Raw genomic sequence first — 14,060 nt, 5'->3', positions numbered from 1 at the left:
CCCGCGGGCATCGCCGGCGGGAGCCGCCCTCCCTACGACGGGATCGTCGGGACGATGATCCGGCTCGGGCGCGAGGCGTCGTGGAACACCGTCTGGCGGGCGGGCCGCATGTCATCGGGCCCGGCCGTGTGCACGGGGATCCACCGCTGGGGGTTGCGGTCGAACCGGGGGAAGTTCGAGCTCGCGACCTGCACCCGCAGCCGGTGCCCGCGGCGGAAGAGCTGGCTGGTGGTGCCCAGCGCGAAGCGGAAGAGTTCCGGCTCGCCCGGGGTCAGCGGGACCTCCCGGTCCAGCCCCCGGCGGTAGCGCGCCCGCAGGATGCCGTCCACCACGCCGTACCCGGTGCCGTCCGGGTGAACGTCGACCAGCCGGACGGCCCAGTCGCAGTCGTCCGCGCTCGACGCGGCGTACAGTTCGACGACCACCTCGCCGGTGACCTCCAGGTCTTCGGACAGCGGCTCGCCCGTGTAGACCAGCACGTCGTCGCGGACCGCGACGGCGGCCTGGTCCTTGGGGCCGGAGTTGCGGCCGAGCAGTACCCCGGGCAGGAAGGTCGCCCCACCCGCCGTGGGGACGGGGTCCGCCGGGTCGGAGACGTAGTGGTCCGCCGGCTCGCCGGGCCCCGGCGGCTCCGTACCGAGCCGCCCGTCGCCGCCGGCCGAGTTCGCGCCGCCCTCGCCGCGCAGGAAGAAGGAGACCTCCCGCGCCCGGGAGAGCGGCCACTCGTCCTCGTCACGCCAGACGTTCGCCCCCATCACGAAGATCCTGGCCCGGGGCAGGTCGGCGGGCCGGCGCTCGGCCGCGGCGCGGAAGAACTCGGTGTGCACCGCGGTGAGGTCCAGGGCGGCCGACGCCCCGCCGTACCCGTACCAGAGGTCTCCCTGGTAGTCGCCCAGGTTGCCGTGCGCCCAGGGGCCGACGATCAGGTGCTGGCTCTCGCGGGCCCAGGGCGAGGGAGCCCGCGTGCGCAGGCCCGTGTAGTTGCGCAGCGTGCCCTCAAGGAAGATGTCGTGCCAGCCGCCGATGTGCAGCCCGGCCACGTTCATCCGGCCGTGCGCCGCACCGGGGTCGATGACCTGCCAGAAGACGTCGCGGGCCGGATGGCCGAGCCACTCCCGGTAGTACGGTGCCAGTTCGGCCAGGTCGTCGCGGTCGAGAGGCAGGCGGGCGTAGGCGGCGTGTGGGTCGCGCAGGATCTCCAGCAGCGTCTCCCGGGCCCGGTCGAGACCGGGCCCGGCGGGACGCCGCAGCAGGTCGACCGCGGCCAGCGACTCGGCGACCCAGAGCAGCAGAAACCCAAGCTGGAGGGCGCCGCCGGAGTAGGACCAGCCGTCGTGATACTCCGACGCCGTCAGTTGCGGCGCGATCGCCACCAGCCCCTCGGGGGCCGCGCTCGCCGCCAGCATCTGGGTGGCGCCGATGTAGGACGCCCCGTACATTCCGACCCGGCCGTCGCTGAAGTCCTGCGCCCGGATCCAGGCGATCGTGTCGAGGCCGTCCTCCGTCTCGTCGAAGAAGGGGTTGAACGACCCTCCGGAGCTGTAGCGGCCCCGCGTGTCCTGGACGACCACCGCGAACCCCGACTCCACCGCCTGCACCGGCTCCAGCCCGACGATGTGCTGGGCCATGAACGAGGAGGACTTGTCGTAGGGCAGGCGTTGCAGGAGTGTGGGCCACGCCCCGGAGCCCGCGGGGCGCCACACGTCCGCCAGCAGCATCGTCCCGTCCCGCATGGGCATCGGGACGTCACGCTCGACGTGGACGGTCCCGCGCATCAGCCGGCCTTTCTGAGATAGGTCTGGCGGAGCCTGTCCACCGCGACCGCGAGGATGAGCAGGACGCCGGTGGCCACCTGCTGCCAGGAGGAGTCCACGTTGAGCAGGGTCAGGCCGTTGCTCAGCACGCCGACGATCAGCAGGCCGACGACCGTACCGAAGATCGTTCCGGTGCCTCCCGACAGGCTCGTGCCACCGAGGATGACGGCCGTGACGACCGCCAGCTCCAGTCCCACGCCGGTGTTGGCCGAGCTGGAGCCGAGCTGGGAGGTCACCAGCAGCCCGGCGAGCGCCATGCAGCCTCCGGAGAGCAGGAAGCCCGCGAAGATCGTCCGGTTGACGCGGATGCCGACGAGCCGCGCGGCGACGGGGTTGGCCCCGATGGCGTACATCTTGCGGCCGAACACCGTGTAGTGCATGAGCACGTAGAACAGGGCGATGACCACCACGAGCACGATGGCGGGCATCGGGATGCCGAGGAACGGGCGGGCGGTGGCCCAGTCGAAGCCCTCGATGAAGATGCTCTGTCCCTTGCCGATGACCAGTGTCAGGCCGCGGAAGATGCCGAGCATGCCGAGGGTGGTGATGAGCGCGTTGACCCCGACCACGGTGACGAGGAATCCGTTGAGCAGGCCGATACCGACCCCCGCGAGGACCGAGAGCACCAGGGCCGGGCCAAGGCCGAGGCTCGGGGCGGTCTCGACCAGGACGATGCCGACGAAGGCCACACCGGACCCGACGGAGAGGTCGAACTGCCCGGCGACGAGCAGTAACGTTCCGGCGGCGGCGAGCACCCCGGTGATCGACACCGCGGTCAGAATGTTGCCCCAGTTGTCCCAGTTGAAGAAGTACGGCGACTGGACGGAGAAGAAGACGACCTCTACGGCGAGGAAGATCAGGAGCCCGATGGTCTCCGGGACCCGGCGTTTTCTGCGGCCGTCCGGCACCCGCGCGGCTCCTTCCCTTCCCCCGCCGGGGGAGGGGGACGCCTGTGACGTTCCGGACAGTGCGCTTCTCTCAGTCATTGATGACTCCTCCTGCGGCCTGGGTGAGGGCCTCGACCACGACGGCCTCCCCGGTGAGTTCGGCCACGGTCCTGCCGCGGACCATGACGATCGCTCTGTCGGCGAGCTCGATGACGTCCTCGTAGTCGGAGGTCGCCACGACGACCGCGCTCCCGCGCTCGGCCAGCGAGCGGATCGCCCGGTAGATCTCCTGGCGGGCACCGACGTCGACACCCCGGGTCGGCTCGACCAGTACGAGGACGCGCGAGCCCCGCTCCAGCCAGCGGCCCAGGACGACCTTCTGCTGGTTGCCTCCCGACAGCGTCCAGATCTGCTGCTCGGGATCGTCGCGAGACCGGATGCCCAGCGCGTCGTGCCAGCGCCGGTAGGCCACGGCCTCACTGCCACGCGTCACGAACGCCCTCGCGCGGGCGATTCCGCCCCAGCTCGGCGCCGCGAGGTTCTCCGCGACGGACCGGGAGCGGAACATGGCCTCGCGCTGGCGGTCGCCGGGCAGGCAGCCGACTCCGGCGGCGATGGCGTCGGCGGGGTGGCGGAACCGCGTCCGCCTTCCCCCGACGGTCAGGGTTCCCCTGTCCACGGGGTGCATACCGAAGATCGCCTCGGCGACCTCGGAGGCACCGGAGCCGACCTTGCCGTAGAGCGTCACGATCTCGCCGGGACGGACCGCCAGATCCACGTCGGTGAAGGCGTCGCCGCTGGAGGCCCGCTCCAGCGCGACCATGGCGGGTTGGTCACCGGTGGCCGCGGGCACTTCACGTCCCCGGCCGCGCTGCTCGACCGTGCGGCCGACCATGGCCTCGACGACCTGGTCCTTGCCGACGGCCGACACCCGCTCGTGCAGCACGATGTGGCCGTCGCGCAGCACGCACACCTCGTCGGCGAGACGGAAGACCTCGTCGAGACGGTGGGTGATGTAGAGAATGGCCACTCCGCGCTCGCGCAGGCCGTTGATCACCTCGAAGAGGCGCTCGGTCTCGGCGTCCGAGAGCGCGGCCGTCGGCTCGTCGAAGATCAGGCACCGTCCCTGCCCGGCGAGCGCGCGAGCGATCTCCACGGTCTGCCGCTCGCCGAGGCGCAGGCTCCCGACCGGGCTGTCCAGCGGGAGGTTCACGCCCAGCGAGTCGAGGACCTTCCTGGCCGTCGCGCGGGTCTCGCCGTTCCTGACGAAGCCGTGCCTGGTCGGCCAGGTGCCCAGGACGATGTTCTCCGCCACGCTGAGCGGAGGGGCGTCGCTGATCTCCTGGTAGATCAGCCGGATGCCGAGCCGCCGCGCGGTGGCGACGTCCCGGACGTCGTGCGGCGTGCCGTCGAGGGCGATCTCCCCTGCGTCGGGGTGCAGATCGCCCGCGATCACGCGGACCAGTGTCGACTTTCCGGCTCCGTTCTCGCCCAGGAGGGCGAGAACGGAGCCGGCGGCGACGTCGAGGTCCACCCCGTGCAGGACCTCGACGTCGCCGAACGACTTCCGGATGCCGCGCACGCTGAGGAAGGGATGTTCCGTCACGTGTGCTCTCCGAATCAGCAGGCGTACTGCGGGTAGTACTGCTTGACGTTGTCCTTGGTCACCACGGCGTGCGGCACGAGCAACTGCCCGGGCACCTTCTCGCCCTTGATGGCCTTGATCAGGTAGGGGACGAGGATCTCGCCGTAGCGCTCGGGGAAGTAGGCGACGCTGCCGATCCAGTTGGGGTGCTGGTAGATCACGCAGTTGGCCGGGTTCAGGTTCTGCACGCCGAGGTAGAGGTCGTCCGTGCGGTTCTGGGCGCGTGCGGCGGCCAGAGCCCCCAGGATGCCGTCCTCGTTGATCCCGACGACGATGATCCGCTTCTGCCCGGGGAGCGCGGTGAGGGTGTCGGTCATCAGCTTCTGGGCGATGTCGCCTCCCGCACCGCCGGTGTCGAGCTTGCGCAGGTTGCGCACCTCGCCGCAGACGCTCGCGAAGCCCTCGCGGACGCCACCCATGCGCTGCTCGTTGACCGCGCCGACCTGCAGTGCCTCAAGGGAGATGAAGGCGTCGTACTCGCAGTTGAACTTCTCCTTGAAGTACTTGCCCACCTCGTAGCCGGCGAGTTGGCCGGCGTAGGCGTTGGCGGCGCCCATGAAGGCTGTCTGGCAGGGTTTCTGCTCGATGTCCACGGACAGGACCGGAACCTGGGGGCCGGCCGCGCAGATGCGGGGGGAGGCGTTGGTGTCGGCCTGGAAGGTGATCAGGCCCTTCGCGCCGCGGGTCTTGAACAGCTTGGCGCAGTCGAGTGCCTTGGCCGCGTCAAGTTTGGAGTCGCAGGTGATCAGTTCCGCTCCGGCGAGCTTGGCCTGCGCCTCCACCCCCTTCTGGACGTCCTGCGGGAAGCCGGAGGCGAGCGAGAGCTGGGTGAAGCCGATGGTCAGTCCCTCGCCGCTGCCGGGCTCCGCCTGCTCGAACTCGACCACGCCCTCGGGGGCCTTGGGCGGTTCGGCGGCCACCTGCCCGCCGCCGGTGCTCGCCGACGTGCCCGCCGCCGGGGCCTCAGCCGTCGTCGGCGTCCCGCTCCCGCACGCGAGCGCGCCGGTGAGGACCAGGACCGCCGCGGCGGTGGCGCGGCCCGCCCGCTGCCATGAACCCTTCACAACTACCTCCTCAAGACGGCGGGATCTTTATGAAACGTTTCAACCGTCTGGCAGTGGAGGCTAGGTTTGTAACGGAAGATGCGTCAAGAGTTACCGGCAAGTTTCCAGGTCACGAAGGTGTTTCGATCCTCAATGTTGTCTCTGGGCGATTATTACGTTTCAATCGGTCCGTGCCGCGCTGTAGTACGCTGCGCTCGGACAGGCTGCGGCGACGCCTGTTCGATCCGGAGACGCGCATCTGTTTCACGCTGCGAGGGGCCATGGCGATAGCGAGCATCAAGGAGGTCGCGCAGCTGGCCAGCGTCTCGGTGGGCACGGTCAGCAACGTGCTCAACCGGCCGGAGGCGGTGTCGCCGGCCACTCGCGAGCGGGTCCTCAGCGCGATGTCGGAGCTCGGATTCGTCCGCAACGAGTCGGCGCGGGCTCTGCGCTCCGGGCGCACCCGCACGATGGGCCTCGTCGTGCTCGACGTGACCAACCCCTTCTTCACCGATGTCGCCAAGGGCGTCGAGGGCGCGGCCGACGCCAGCGGCATGATCGTCACGCTGTGCAACAGCGACCAGGACGGCCCGAGGGAGCGCCGCTACCTCGACCATCTGGAGGAGCAGCGCGTCCAGGGGATCCTCATCACCCCGGTCGAGGCCCGCAACCCCCACCTGGAACAGATCATCGACAGGGGCACCCCCGTCGTGTTGCTCGACTGCCGGACCACCAAGAGGAACCGCTGCTCGGTGGCCGTCGACGACGTGCTCGGCGGGCGCCTGGCGGCCGAGCACCTTCTCGAGCAGGGCCACCGTCGCATCGCCTTCGCCGGAGGGCCGATGACGATAAGCCAGGTGACCGACAGGCGCCGCGGAGCTGCCGCCGCCGTGACCGAGGCCGGGGTGGGGGCGTCCCTGACGCTCATCGAGACACCGTCGCTGAGCTTCGCCTCCGGCAGGCACGCGGGGGAGCAGTTGCTGGAGACGGACCCGTCGCGGCGCCCGACCGCGGTCTTCTGCGCCAACGACCTGCTGGCCCTCGGCCTGCTGCAGGAACTGTCCGCGCGGGGTCTGCGCGTTCCCGACGACATCGCGCTCGTCGGGTACGACGACATCGACTACGCCGCCGCGGCCGCCGTCCCGCTGTCCTCGGTCCGCCAGCCCCGCGAGGAACTGGGGAAGGTCGCCGCACAGCTTCTGCTGGAGGAGATCGACGAACGCGACAGCCACCGCCACCGCCACGTGGTCTTCGAGCCCGAGTTCGTGGTCCGAGAGTCGAGCGTGCGCGCCTGAGGACGCTTCGGCCGCGGTGGCAGTGAAGCCTTGTGACCGGGCCCCGTCGGGGCCCGGTCACGCTCAGGGATCGCCGTCCCGGACCGGTGCGATCGGCTCGGCTGGGTGGGGGGTGCGGGCCGGACGGGCCGGCCCGGTACCGATTCGGCTCCGTGCCAGGTCCGGGTCAGGTGGCAGACCTGGCACGGGCTGGATCAGACCGCGATCCGGCCGGCGCCGGCGCCGCCGGTCACGATCGACTTGACGCTGGAGGCGGTGTCGAGCGAGTAGGAGTAGGGGATGGAGGCGACGCTGCCGCCCGCGTCCCCGGCACCGGAGTTGACGAAGTGGTTGTTGCGGGCGACCAGGTTGGCGGCGGGAGAGGAGCCCTCGCCGCGGTGGTAGGGGTCGGGGGTGTTCTCGAAGTAGTTGCCCTCGACCAGGACGCCGGCGTTCTTCGTGGACGCCACGCCGTAGCCGCCGCCGCTGCCGACGTTGCCGTAGTAGTTGTTGTAGACGTGCACCGGGTTGCCGAAGCGGACCCGCGGGTGGCGCTGGTTGGTGCCGTCGAACCAGTTGTGGTGGTAGGTGACGCGCAGCCTGCCGGTGTCCTCACTGGCGTTGCCGTCGTCGTGGCCGAGCAGCATGGTCTTGTCGTGGCTGGAGACCCGGTTCCAGGAGATCGTGACGTAGTCGCTGGCGCGCTTGACGTCCACGGCTCCGTCGTAGCCGTTGCTGAAGGAGTTGTGGTCGATCCAGACCCGGGTGGAGTACTGGACCTGGATGCCGTCGTCGTTCCAGTTGCGGAAGGTCAGGTTGCGGACGATGACGTTGGACGCCTCGGAGATGTTGAGACCGCAGCCGGAGATGACGGCGCCGGAGTTGCCGAGGACCGTCTTGTTGGAGGTGACCTTGAGCATCCCGGAGCAGGAGATCGTGCCGGACACCCGGATGACCGCCGCGCCGCTCGCCGAGAGCGCGCCGGTCAGCGCGGAGGCGCTGCTGACCGTGGTCGCCGGGGTGTTGCCGCCGCCGGTGGTGCCGCCGCCCTGGGTCGCCCAGCCGACCAGGCCGGTCTGGCCGCTCGGGGGAGGCGTCGTGGTGGGGGTGACGGTCGGCGTCGGGTTCGAGCCGCCCGCGGGGACGAGCCGCCACTGCTTGGTCGCCACCGAGTCGCAGGAGTTCTGCTGCACGAGGGCGCCGGAGGAGGTGGAGTTGTCGGCGGTGTTGAGGCACTTGCCGCCGTTGGCGTTGACCACCCGGTAGTTCGACCCCGACTCGGTCAGGTTCCAGGTCTGGGAGGACGCGCCCGAGCAGCTCTCCTGCTGGACGGCCTTGCCCGCGGAGGTGCTGGCGTCCTTGACGCCCGCGCACTTGCCGCTGTGCGTGGCCTTGAGCTGGGTGCTGCCCCCGGACACGGCCCAGGTCTGCCCGGCGCCGCCGCAGCCGCTCTGGGTGAGCTGGACGCCGTCGGACGAGCCGCCGCCTGGAACGGTCAGGCAGAGGCCACTGCCGTTGTTCACCAGAGTGTAGTTTCCCGCGGCGGGAGCGGCGGCCGCGGCGGAGACGCCCGCCACCGTTCCCGACAGGGCGAGGGCCGCGGCGGCGATGACCGCACCGGCCGTTTTTCCGTTGAATCTGTACAGCACGGTTGAGCTCCTTGCTGGTCCGGCAGGCCGGTGCGGCCTGCGTTTCGGAGTCCCCCCAGCGAGCACTCGCCGTTCACACATGCGATCCACGGACATGTGAGCGAACAATCCACAAGTTAGGTAAGCGCTTTCCCGCTGTCAACCCGCCTGTGGAACTTTCATGACCGCCGCTGTTGCCATGCCGTTCGTCATCACGTTCCGTGACCGGCGGCGGCGTGCCGGGCGGAGAAGGTGACGGCGTCCGGATCGGAAGTCGGAGAGACCTGGAACGGAATCCGGCGCCGGCGCGGTTCCCGCCGGTCGTGTGGCCGCTTGTGTCGGGGCTCTTGAAGCCCGGCACGCCGTTCTCGCGGACACCGAGCCGGGCCGACCGGGACCCTCGCCCGCGGAAGACGGCCTGGCCCGTGGGCGCGTCGAACCGCTCCGGGGTGTCGGCCGGTGGGCTTCAGGGTGCACAGGGCCTCAGGACCGTCCGCATGTCGCGGGGCAGAACCTGACCTCCGGGTAGCGCGATGACGGCTTGTCCAGGAGGGGCTGTCGCCGCGACCTCAGGTGCTGATCGAGGAAAGCAGCCACGTACGTGCGGGTGAGCTCGGCGGCGCGCGCCGCGGGCAGGACGTCGGCGGTGGGCGTGATGCCGAGAGCGCCGGCCATCAGCGGGGCGTCGGTGAAGGACCGGTGTTCCGAGCCCGTCAGCACGAGCCAGCGCTTCCACCCGGTCAGCAGCTTCCAGTCGCGGTCCCATGAGGTGTCGCGGCCGCCGGGGAGGTGCTGCGCCGAGCCCAGGAACATGAACGGCCGGGTGAACCCGCTCTTGGGGATCCGGGCGTAGGTGGTGCCGTCCATTTCGACTCCGGCGCGCACCCGGGGATCCTTCACCATGGCCGCCATGGCGCCGGCCCCGCCGATCGACTGGCCCACCATCGCGATCCTGGACCGGTCGATCACATCGGAACCCTCCCACTTCGACGGCAGCTCGTCGAGCACGAACGAGACGTCGGCCGCCCGGCCCGCGACCACCCCCGTGCCGAAGCCCGCGTCCGTGTCGCTGTCACAGGCGAGGCATTCGGCGACCCGCCCGCCGGGCAGGGTGGTGGCGTAGCTCTCGTAGGTGTGGTCGATACCGGCCACGACGTACCCTCGGCTGGCCAGTTCCTCGGCCAGGGAGGTGAGCGTGCTCATCGGATTGGTGAAGCCGGGGGAGAGCACCACCAGCGGAAGCTTCCGCCCCGCGGGTTCGGCGCCTTTGACGGCGTTCGTGCGCGTCCCGCTGAGCGTGTCGTTCGGCACGCCCCCGATCCCCAGGTGCCTCAGGGCGAGCTCCGATTCCTTCGGCGTCATGTACGGCGCCCGCTGCCCGTCCCGCTGCTTGGTCGGATACCACAGGGTGACCTTGAGCTCGCGCGCGTCGACGTCGAGGTTCCACGGATCGGGGCGGGAGGCGTCCTTCAGATACAGGGCTGTGGTGCCGACCGGGTGGGTGCCGGTGGGGGCGGGCAGGGTGGCGGGGCCGGTAGGCGTGGGCGACGGGGCGGCGGAGCGGGGCGGCGTGGGCGCGGAGCAGGCGGACGCGGCCAGGACGACCAGTCCCGCGACGACTGCCAGGATCTGTCTCATCGAGAGGTCCATTCACTTGTCCAGCAAGGTCAGGGCCTTGGCCAGCACGGGGTCGCGCCCGGCGGCCGCGTCCTTCGGGGTCAGGGGCACGTGGTGGTCGGGCGGCACGCCGATCCGGTCGATCACCTCGCGCTTGGGCCCGAGGTGGTGCTTGGCGGGGAAGCTCAGGCTGGTGTTGTTGCCGAGCAGGTACGGCTGCGCCGGGCCGGAGATGACGCCGGCGGTTCTGGTGCCGACCAGCCGGCCGAGGCGCAGGTCCTTGACCGCGGAGCTGAAGTGCTCGCACGCCGAGGCGCAACTGCGGTCGGTGAGCACCATCAGCGGCAGATCGAGCAGTTCGACGGTGTTGTCGGTCCACAAGGTCTCGCACCTGGCGTCCACGGTGCACAGGTAGGCGGTGGCCTTTTCATGGGTGAACGCGCTCACCAGCCGGGTCGCCTCCGTGGGGCTGCCGCCGCCGTTGCCGCGCAGGTCCAGCACGACGCCGGACAGGTGCCGGCCGGTGCGCAGTCTGGAGATCGCCTTGAAGACCCTGTCCGCGGAGTCGGGAGCGAAGCCGCGCAGCCGTACATAGGCGATGTCGTCGTCCAGCAGCTTCGAGGTCACCACCTGCAGGGCGGCCAGGTCCTGCTGGTAGAGGCCGGGCTTGAGCGTCACGCTCCAGCGGCGGCCGGTGCTCTGCCGCAGGAGCCGTAACCGGACCGGGCGCGCCTCCGGGTACCCCGGATAGAGAGCGGCGATCGCGGGAGTGGCCTTCCCGTCGATGAAGGGCGCCGATCCGTTGACCGATTCGATGATGTCGCCCGGGCGCAGCCCGGCCGCTTGCGCCGCGCCGCCCTGCACGGTGGTGACGAACAGCGGGGGGAGGGCGACGCCGGGGTTGCCGTCCACCTGTGGGCCATTGACGTTCGCCAGGAGACCCAGGCCGTAGCCGTCGCCGTCGTAGTGGTCGGGCGGCCGCTTGACGTCGTGCGCCCAGCGGGCGTGGTTGTCGCCGAGGCCGGCCACGATGGCCTTGAGGGTGCCGACGGCCAGCTTGTCACGGAGGTCGGGAACCCGATCGGTGATCTTGCGGTAGACGGCTTCGAAAGCGGTCCAGTCGGCTTTCCGGTCACCCGTCAGCGCGGGCATGCCCGCCTCGGGCAGGTCGCGCCCGTTGCGGTTGAGCTCCTGCGTCAGGGCGACGAATCCGGCGGTCAGCAACGAGCGGGCGTCCAGCGTGGCGCCGCTGTAGTAGTTGCCGAGGATGCAGAAGTACGCCTGCTCGATGACGTCGATCGTGGTGGCCGTCTCCGCCCCTGGAACTCCCCGGGGTGCTGCGCAGACCGTACCGGCCGCCGTGCTCGCCTCGCTGCGCGGCGGCGCCGGCGCCGTGCAGGCTGCTGCCAGGAGGAGGGCGAGCCCGGCGGCCGCGGTCCTGATGACGGTCATGACAGGCGCCTGCGGATCCACCAGAAGCAGAACCAGGCGAGGCCGAGGGTGAGCAGGGCGTAGATTCCGGTCTCGGTCCACTGGAAGGGCCAGAAGCGCTCAAGGGGCTGGTAGGTCGCCTGCTGCCGGTAGCCGAGCCGGTTGATCTCGACCATGCAGCCGCCCCCGCCGCCCGCCGACGGTGCGCAGGGGCCCGACGTGGTGGAGATCGGGACGGCGCCTTCGCCGCCGGTGCCGAGCGTACGTCCGGACGGATCGACCAGGCTGGCGGACAGGACCCAGGCGCCCGCGTGGCCGGGAACGGCCGACCTCAGTTGAATCTCCACATATCCGCCTCGTTCCCGGTTTATGCCGATGCCGTTCACGTTCGTTTCGCCGAGCTCGAAGGTCGAGGTGATCGGAGGCATCAGGTGGGGCCGGACCAGCAGCGGCATGGCGAGCTGGATCGCGGCGAAGACGGCCAGGGTGAGGGCCATGGCGGGCAGCGTGCGGCGCACCAGCATGCCCACGGTCACGCCGAGGACGAAGGTGAAGGCCGCATACCCCATCGGGGCGATGCCGCGCGCGCCGAACACCAGGGGAGCCATCAGGGCCAGGTTCTCAGCGGCTGATTTGTCCAGAGGGTCGGACCACCAGGTCACCATGAGGCCGCACAGGCCGGCGACGGCCACGGCGGTCAAACCCATGAGCCCGAGCTTGACCGCCAGCCAGCGGCCGCGGGTGATGCTCTGGTTCCACACCATCAGGTGCGTGCCCGCCTCCAGCTCGCGGGTGATCAACGGTGCTCCCCAGAAGAGCCCGGCGAGGACGGGCAGGAGCAGCACGACGAGAGTCAGGGCCGTGAACGAGGTCTCGTGCCCGCCGAAGAAGCGATCGTAGAAGCGGTCGCAGGTGTTGTCCTGGGTGCAGGCCGCGATCCCGGCGGAGTAGTCGAAGGCCAAGCCGGGGCCGGTCAGGGCCAGGACGACGGCGAGGATAACGAGCAGGGCAGCCATCGTCGCGGCCGAGCCGCGGAACTGGCGCCAGGTCAGCCAGATCATCGCCGCACCTCCAGGGCGACTCGCCGGTCGGCGGTGTGCTTGTCCATGTAGGCCAGGACGAGGTCCTCCAGACTGAGCCGGCTGACCGTCCAGGCGGGGTCGTGGATCGGGGCGTCGGTGCGGATCACGTACGTGCTCTGCCGTTCGGTGTGGCGCGCGCAGACCACGTGCTGGTCGGCGGGGAGCCGGTCGGGATCGCGGCGCGGGCCGGTGAGCCGGTGATGGGTGGCCAGCAGCCGGTCGACCTCCCCGGCCACCTGGACGCGGGAGTCGACGAGCACGATCAGGAAGTCGCACACCCGTTCCAGGTCGGAGACCAGGTGGGAGGAGAGCACCACGCTGAACTCGTGCTCGACCGTGGCCTCCATCAGGTGCTGTAGAAACTCGCGGCGGGCCAGCGGGTCGAGCGAGGCGACCGGCTCGTCCAGGATCAGCAGCTCGGGCCGCTTGGCCAGGCCCAGGGTGAGGGCGAGCTGAGCACGCTGGCCGCCCGACAGCTTGCCTGCCCGCTGGCCGGGATCGAGACCGAGTTGCGCGATCCGGTCCCGTGCCATGGCGGCGTCCCAGCGGGGGTTGAGCCGCGCTCCCAGCCGCAGGTGATCGGCGACGCTCAACCCGGCGTAGACGGGGGTGTCCTGGGCGACGAACCCGACCCTGGCCAACTGCGCTGGGCTGCCGGCGGGACGGCCGCCCAGCACGGTGATGTCGCCCGCCGTCGGCTCCAACTGGCCGCTGGCCAGCTTCAGCAGCGTCGTCTTGCCGGCTCCGTTGGGCCCCATCAACCCCACGACGTGGCCCGCCGGGATGTCGATGGTGCACTCGCGCAGCGCCCAGCGCCTGCCGTATTTCCTGCCCAGTCCCTGGGCCTGTAGGACAGTGTTCACGCTATGTCCTCCTGAGCGGTGGTCCGAAAGGTGGTCATGAAGAGGGCCTCGATGCTTTCCTCGTCGAGGCCGGCCCGGCGGGCCTTGGCCAGCCAGCGCTGTAGTTCCAGGCGCAGCGGGCCGTGCGCGGCCAGCGAGGTGTCGGTGAGCGTCGCCGTCACGAACGTCCCCACCCCTGGCCGGGCGGCGACCAGGCCCTCGTGCTCGAGTTCCCGGTAGGCCTTGAGCACGGTGTTGGCGTTGATCGCCAGTTGCGCCACGGCCTCCTTGACGGTCGGCAGCTGGTCGCCTTCGCGCAGCAGGCCCAGCCGTAGCGCATGCCGTACTTGCTGGACCAGCTGCAGGTACGGCGAAACACCCGACCTGCCGTCCAGATGGAACTCGATCATTGGCTGCTCCATTTATCTAGCTTCCTAGGACTTTAGACTTCTGCATATTAAAGGATCATAAGGATCGCTGTCCCGGTATCGCCCGGCAGCCGAAGCGGCCCATCGCTCCTCGGTCCGGCCGCAGCCCTACGCCGGGGGCAGATCCTTCCCCTGCCTCGCCGAACGACCGCCGCGGTGAATACCCGCACTTACCGTGGCAAGCTCATGATCGCGGCCATGCTGACCTGGACCGCCTTCCTCGGTGGCCGAGGTCGAGGTGTACGCGTTTACCGCGGCGGAGCAGAAGGCTGGAAATGACGAGCGCGGGCACCGCCGACGCGGTCGAGGCCTGTCCTCGCTCGGCCGGGATCGGCGAGGCACCCAAGCGGATCCATCGCATCTCCCTGA

The 14,060-nt window shown here is 70.4% G+C and carries 11 protein-coding genes; 1 reads left to right on the top strand and 10 read right to left on the bottom strand.

What is annotated here, in order from left to right; genetic code table 11:
• Positions 1-32 precede the first annotated feature (32 nt).
• The 4 genes from AB0K21_RS33745 to AB0K21_RS33730 are packed head-to-tail and all read right to left on the bottom strand — an operon-like array spanning position 33 to position 5,410.
• The gene (locus AB0K21_RS33745; RefSeq protein ID WP_364155724.1) at positions 33-1,775 is read right to left on the bottom strand and encodes a CocE/NonD family hydrolase; all 1,743 of its coding nucleotides are present in this window, start codon (positions 1,773-1,775) and stop codon (positions 33-35) included.
• Positions 1,775-2,800 carry an ABC transporter permease gene (locus AB0K21_RS33740; RefSeq protein WP_343961969.1) on the bottom strand — a complete coding sequence of 342 codons (1,026 nt, stop codon included), beginning with the start codon at positions 2,798-2,800 and terminating at the stop codon, positions 1,775-1,777. Before AB0K21_RS33740 ends, AB0K21_RS33745 begins: the two co-directional genes overlap by 1 nt.
• On the bottom strand, positions 2,793-4,307 hold the full coding sequence (locus tag AB0K21_RS33735) for a sugar ABC transporter ATP-binding protein (protein ID WP_364155722.1): 1,515 nt from the start codon (positions 4,305-4,307) through the stop codon (positions 2,793-2,795). The genes AB0K21_RS33740 and AB0K21_RS33735 overlap by 8 nt, the downstream gene beginning before the upstream one ends.
• Before the next feature lie 14 nt (positions 4,308-4,321).
• Positions 4,322-5,410, bottom strand: coding sequence for a substrate-binding domain-containing protein (locus AB0K21_RS33730; protein WP_364155720.1), 1,089 nt, complete (start codon positions 5,408-5,410; stop codon positions 4,322-4,324).
• A gap of 170 nt (positions 5,411-5,580) precedes the next feature.
• Between AB0K21_RS33730 and AB0K21_RS33725 the strand changes: the two genes are divergently transcribed.
• A complete protein-coding gene (locus AB0K21_RS33725) occupies positions 5,581-6,684 on the top strand; it encodes a LacI family DNA-binding transcriptional regulator (protein WP_343961976.1) in 1,104 nt (367 codons plus the stop codon).
• A 194-nt stretch (positions 6,685-6,878) separates the two neighbouring features.
• On the opposite strand, the gene AB0K21_RS33720 is transcribed toward AB0K21_RS33725, so the two are convergent.
• The 6 genes from AB0K21_RS33720 to AB0K21_RS33695 form a co-directional block, all read right to left on the bottom strand.
• Positions 6,879-8,312: an RICIN domain-containing protein gene (locus AB0K21_RS33720; protein ID WP_364155718.1), complete on the bottom strand. Its 1,434-nt coding sequence runs from the start codon at positions 8,310-8,312 to the stop codon at positions 6,879-6,881.
• Positions 8,313-8,774: 462 nt separating this feature from the next.
• Complete coding sequence (locus AB0K21_RS33715) at positions 8,775-9,929, bottom strand: alpha/beta hydrolase (RefSeq protein WP_364155716.1); 1,155 nt, start codon at positions 9,927-9,929, stop codon at positions 8,775-8,777.
• 12 nt (positions 9,930-9,941) lie between these two features.
• Positions 9,942-11,360, bottom strand: coding sequence for a S41 family peptidase (locus AB0K21_RS33710; RefSeq protein ID WP_364155714.1), 1,419 nt, complete (start codon positions 11,358-11,360; stop codon positions 9,942-9,944).
• Positions 11,357-12,400, bottom strand: coding sequence for an ABC transporter permease (locus AB0K21_RS33705; protein WP_343961984.1), 1,044 nt, complete (start codon positions 12,398-12,400; stop codon positions 11,357-11,359). Before AB0K21_RS33705 ends, AB0K21_RS33710 begins: the two co-directional genes overlap by 4 nt.
• Positions 12,397-13,284, bottom strand: coding sequence for an ABC transporter ATP-binding protein (locus AB0K21_RS33700; RefSeq protein ID WP_343961987.1), 888 nt, complete (start codon positions 13,282-13,284; stop codon positions 12,397-12,399). The genes AB0K21_RS33705 and AB0K21_RS33700 overlap by 4 nt, the downstream gene beginning before the upstream one ends.
• Positions 13,281-13,673 (bottom strand): GntR family transcriptional regulator, encoded by a 393-nt coding sequence (locus tag AB0K21_RS33695; RefSeq protein ID WP_343961989.1) that lies wholly within the window; start codon positions 13,671-13,673, stop codon positions 13,281-13,283. Before AB0K21_RS33695 ends, AB0K21_RS33700 begins: the two co-directional genes overlap by 4 nt.
• Positions 13,674-14,060 lie beyond the last annotated feature (387 nt).

The sequence above is a fragment of the Streptosporangium sp. NPDC049248 genome, assembly GCF_040678965.1.
Classification (GTDB): Bacteria; Actinomycetota; Actinomycetes; order Streptosporangiales; family Streptosporangiaceae; genus Streptosporangium; species Streptosporangium fukuiense.
Note: the sequence above shows the minus strand (reverse complement) of the source record. Positions and strands in the feature narration are given on the sequence as shown.

Excerpts from the sequence above, each read along its gene's own strand:
- AB0K21_RS33695 (WP_343961989.1), bottom strand. The coding sequence starts at position 13,673 with ATGATCGAGTTCCATCTGGACGGCAGGTCGGGTGTTTCGCCGTACCTG.
- AB0K21_RS33715 (WP_364155716.1), bottom strand. The coding sequence starts at position 9,929 with ATGAGACAGATCCTGGCAGTCGTCGCGGGACTGGTCGTCCTGGCCGCG.
- AB0K21_RS33745 (WP_364155724.1), bottom strand. The coding sequence starts at position 1,775 with ATGCGCGGGACCGTCCACGTCGAGCGTGACGTCCCGATGCCCATGCGG.
- AB0K21_RS33740 (WP_343961969.1), bottom strand. The coding sequence starts at position 2,800 with ATGACTGAGAGAAGCGCACTGTCCGGAACGTCACAGGCGTCCCCCTCC.
- AB0K21_RS33705 (WP_343961984.1), bottom strand. The coding sequence starts at position 12,400 with ATGATCTGGCTGACCTGGCGCCAGTTCCGCGGCTCGGCCGCGACGATG.
- AB0K21_RS33710 (WP_364155714.1), bottom strand. The coding sequence starts at position 11,360 with ATGACCGTCATCAGGACCGCGGCCGCCGGGCTCGCCCTCCTCCTGGCA.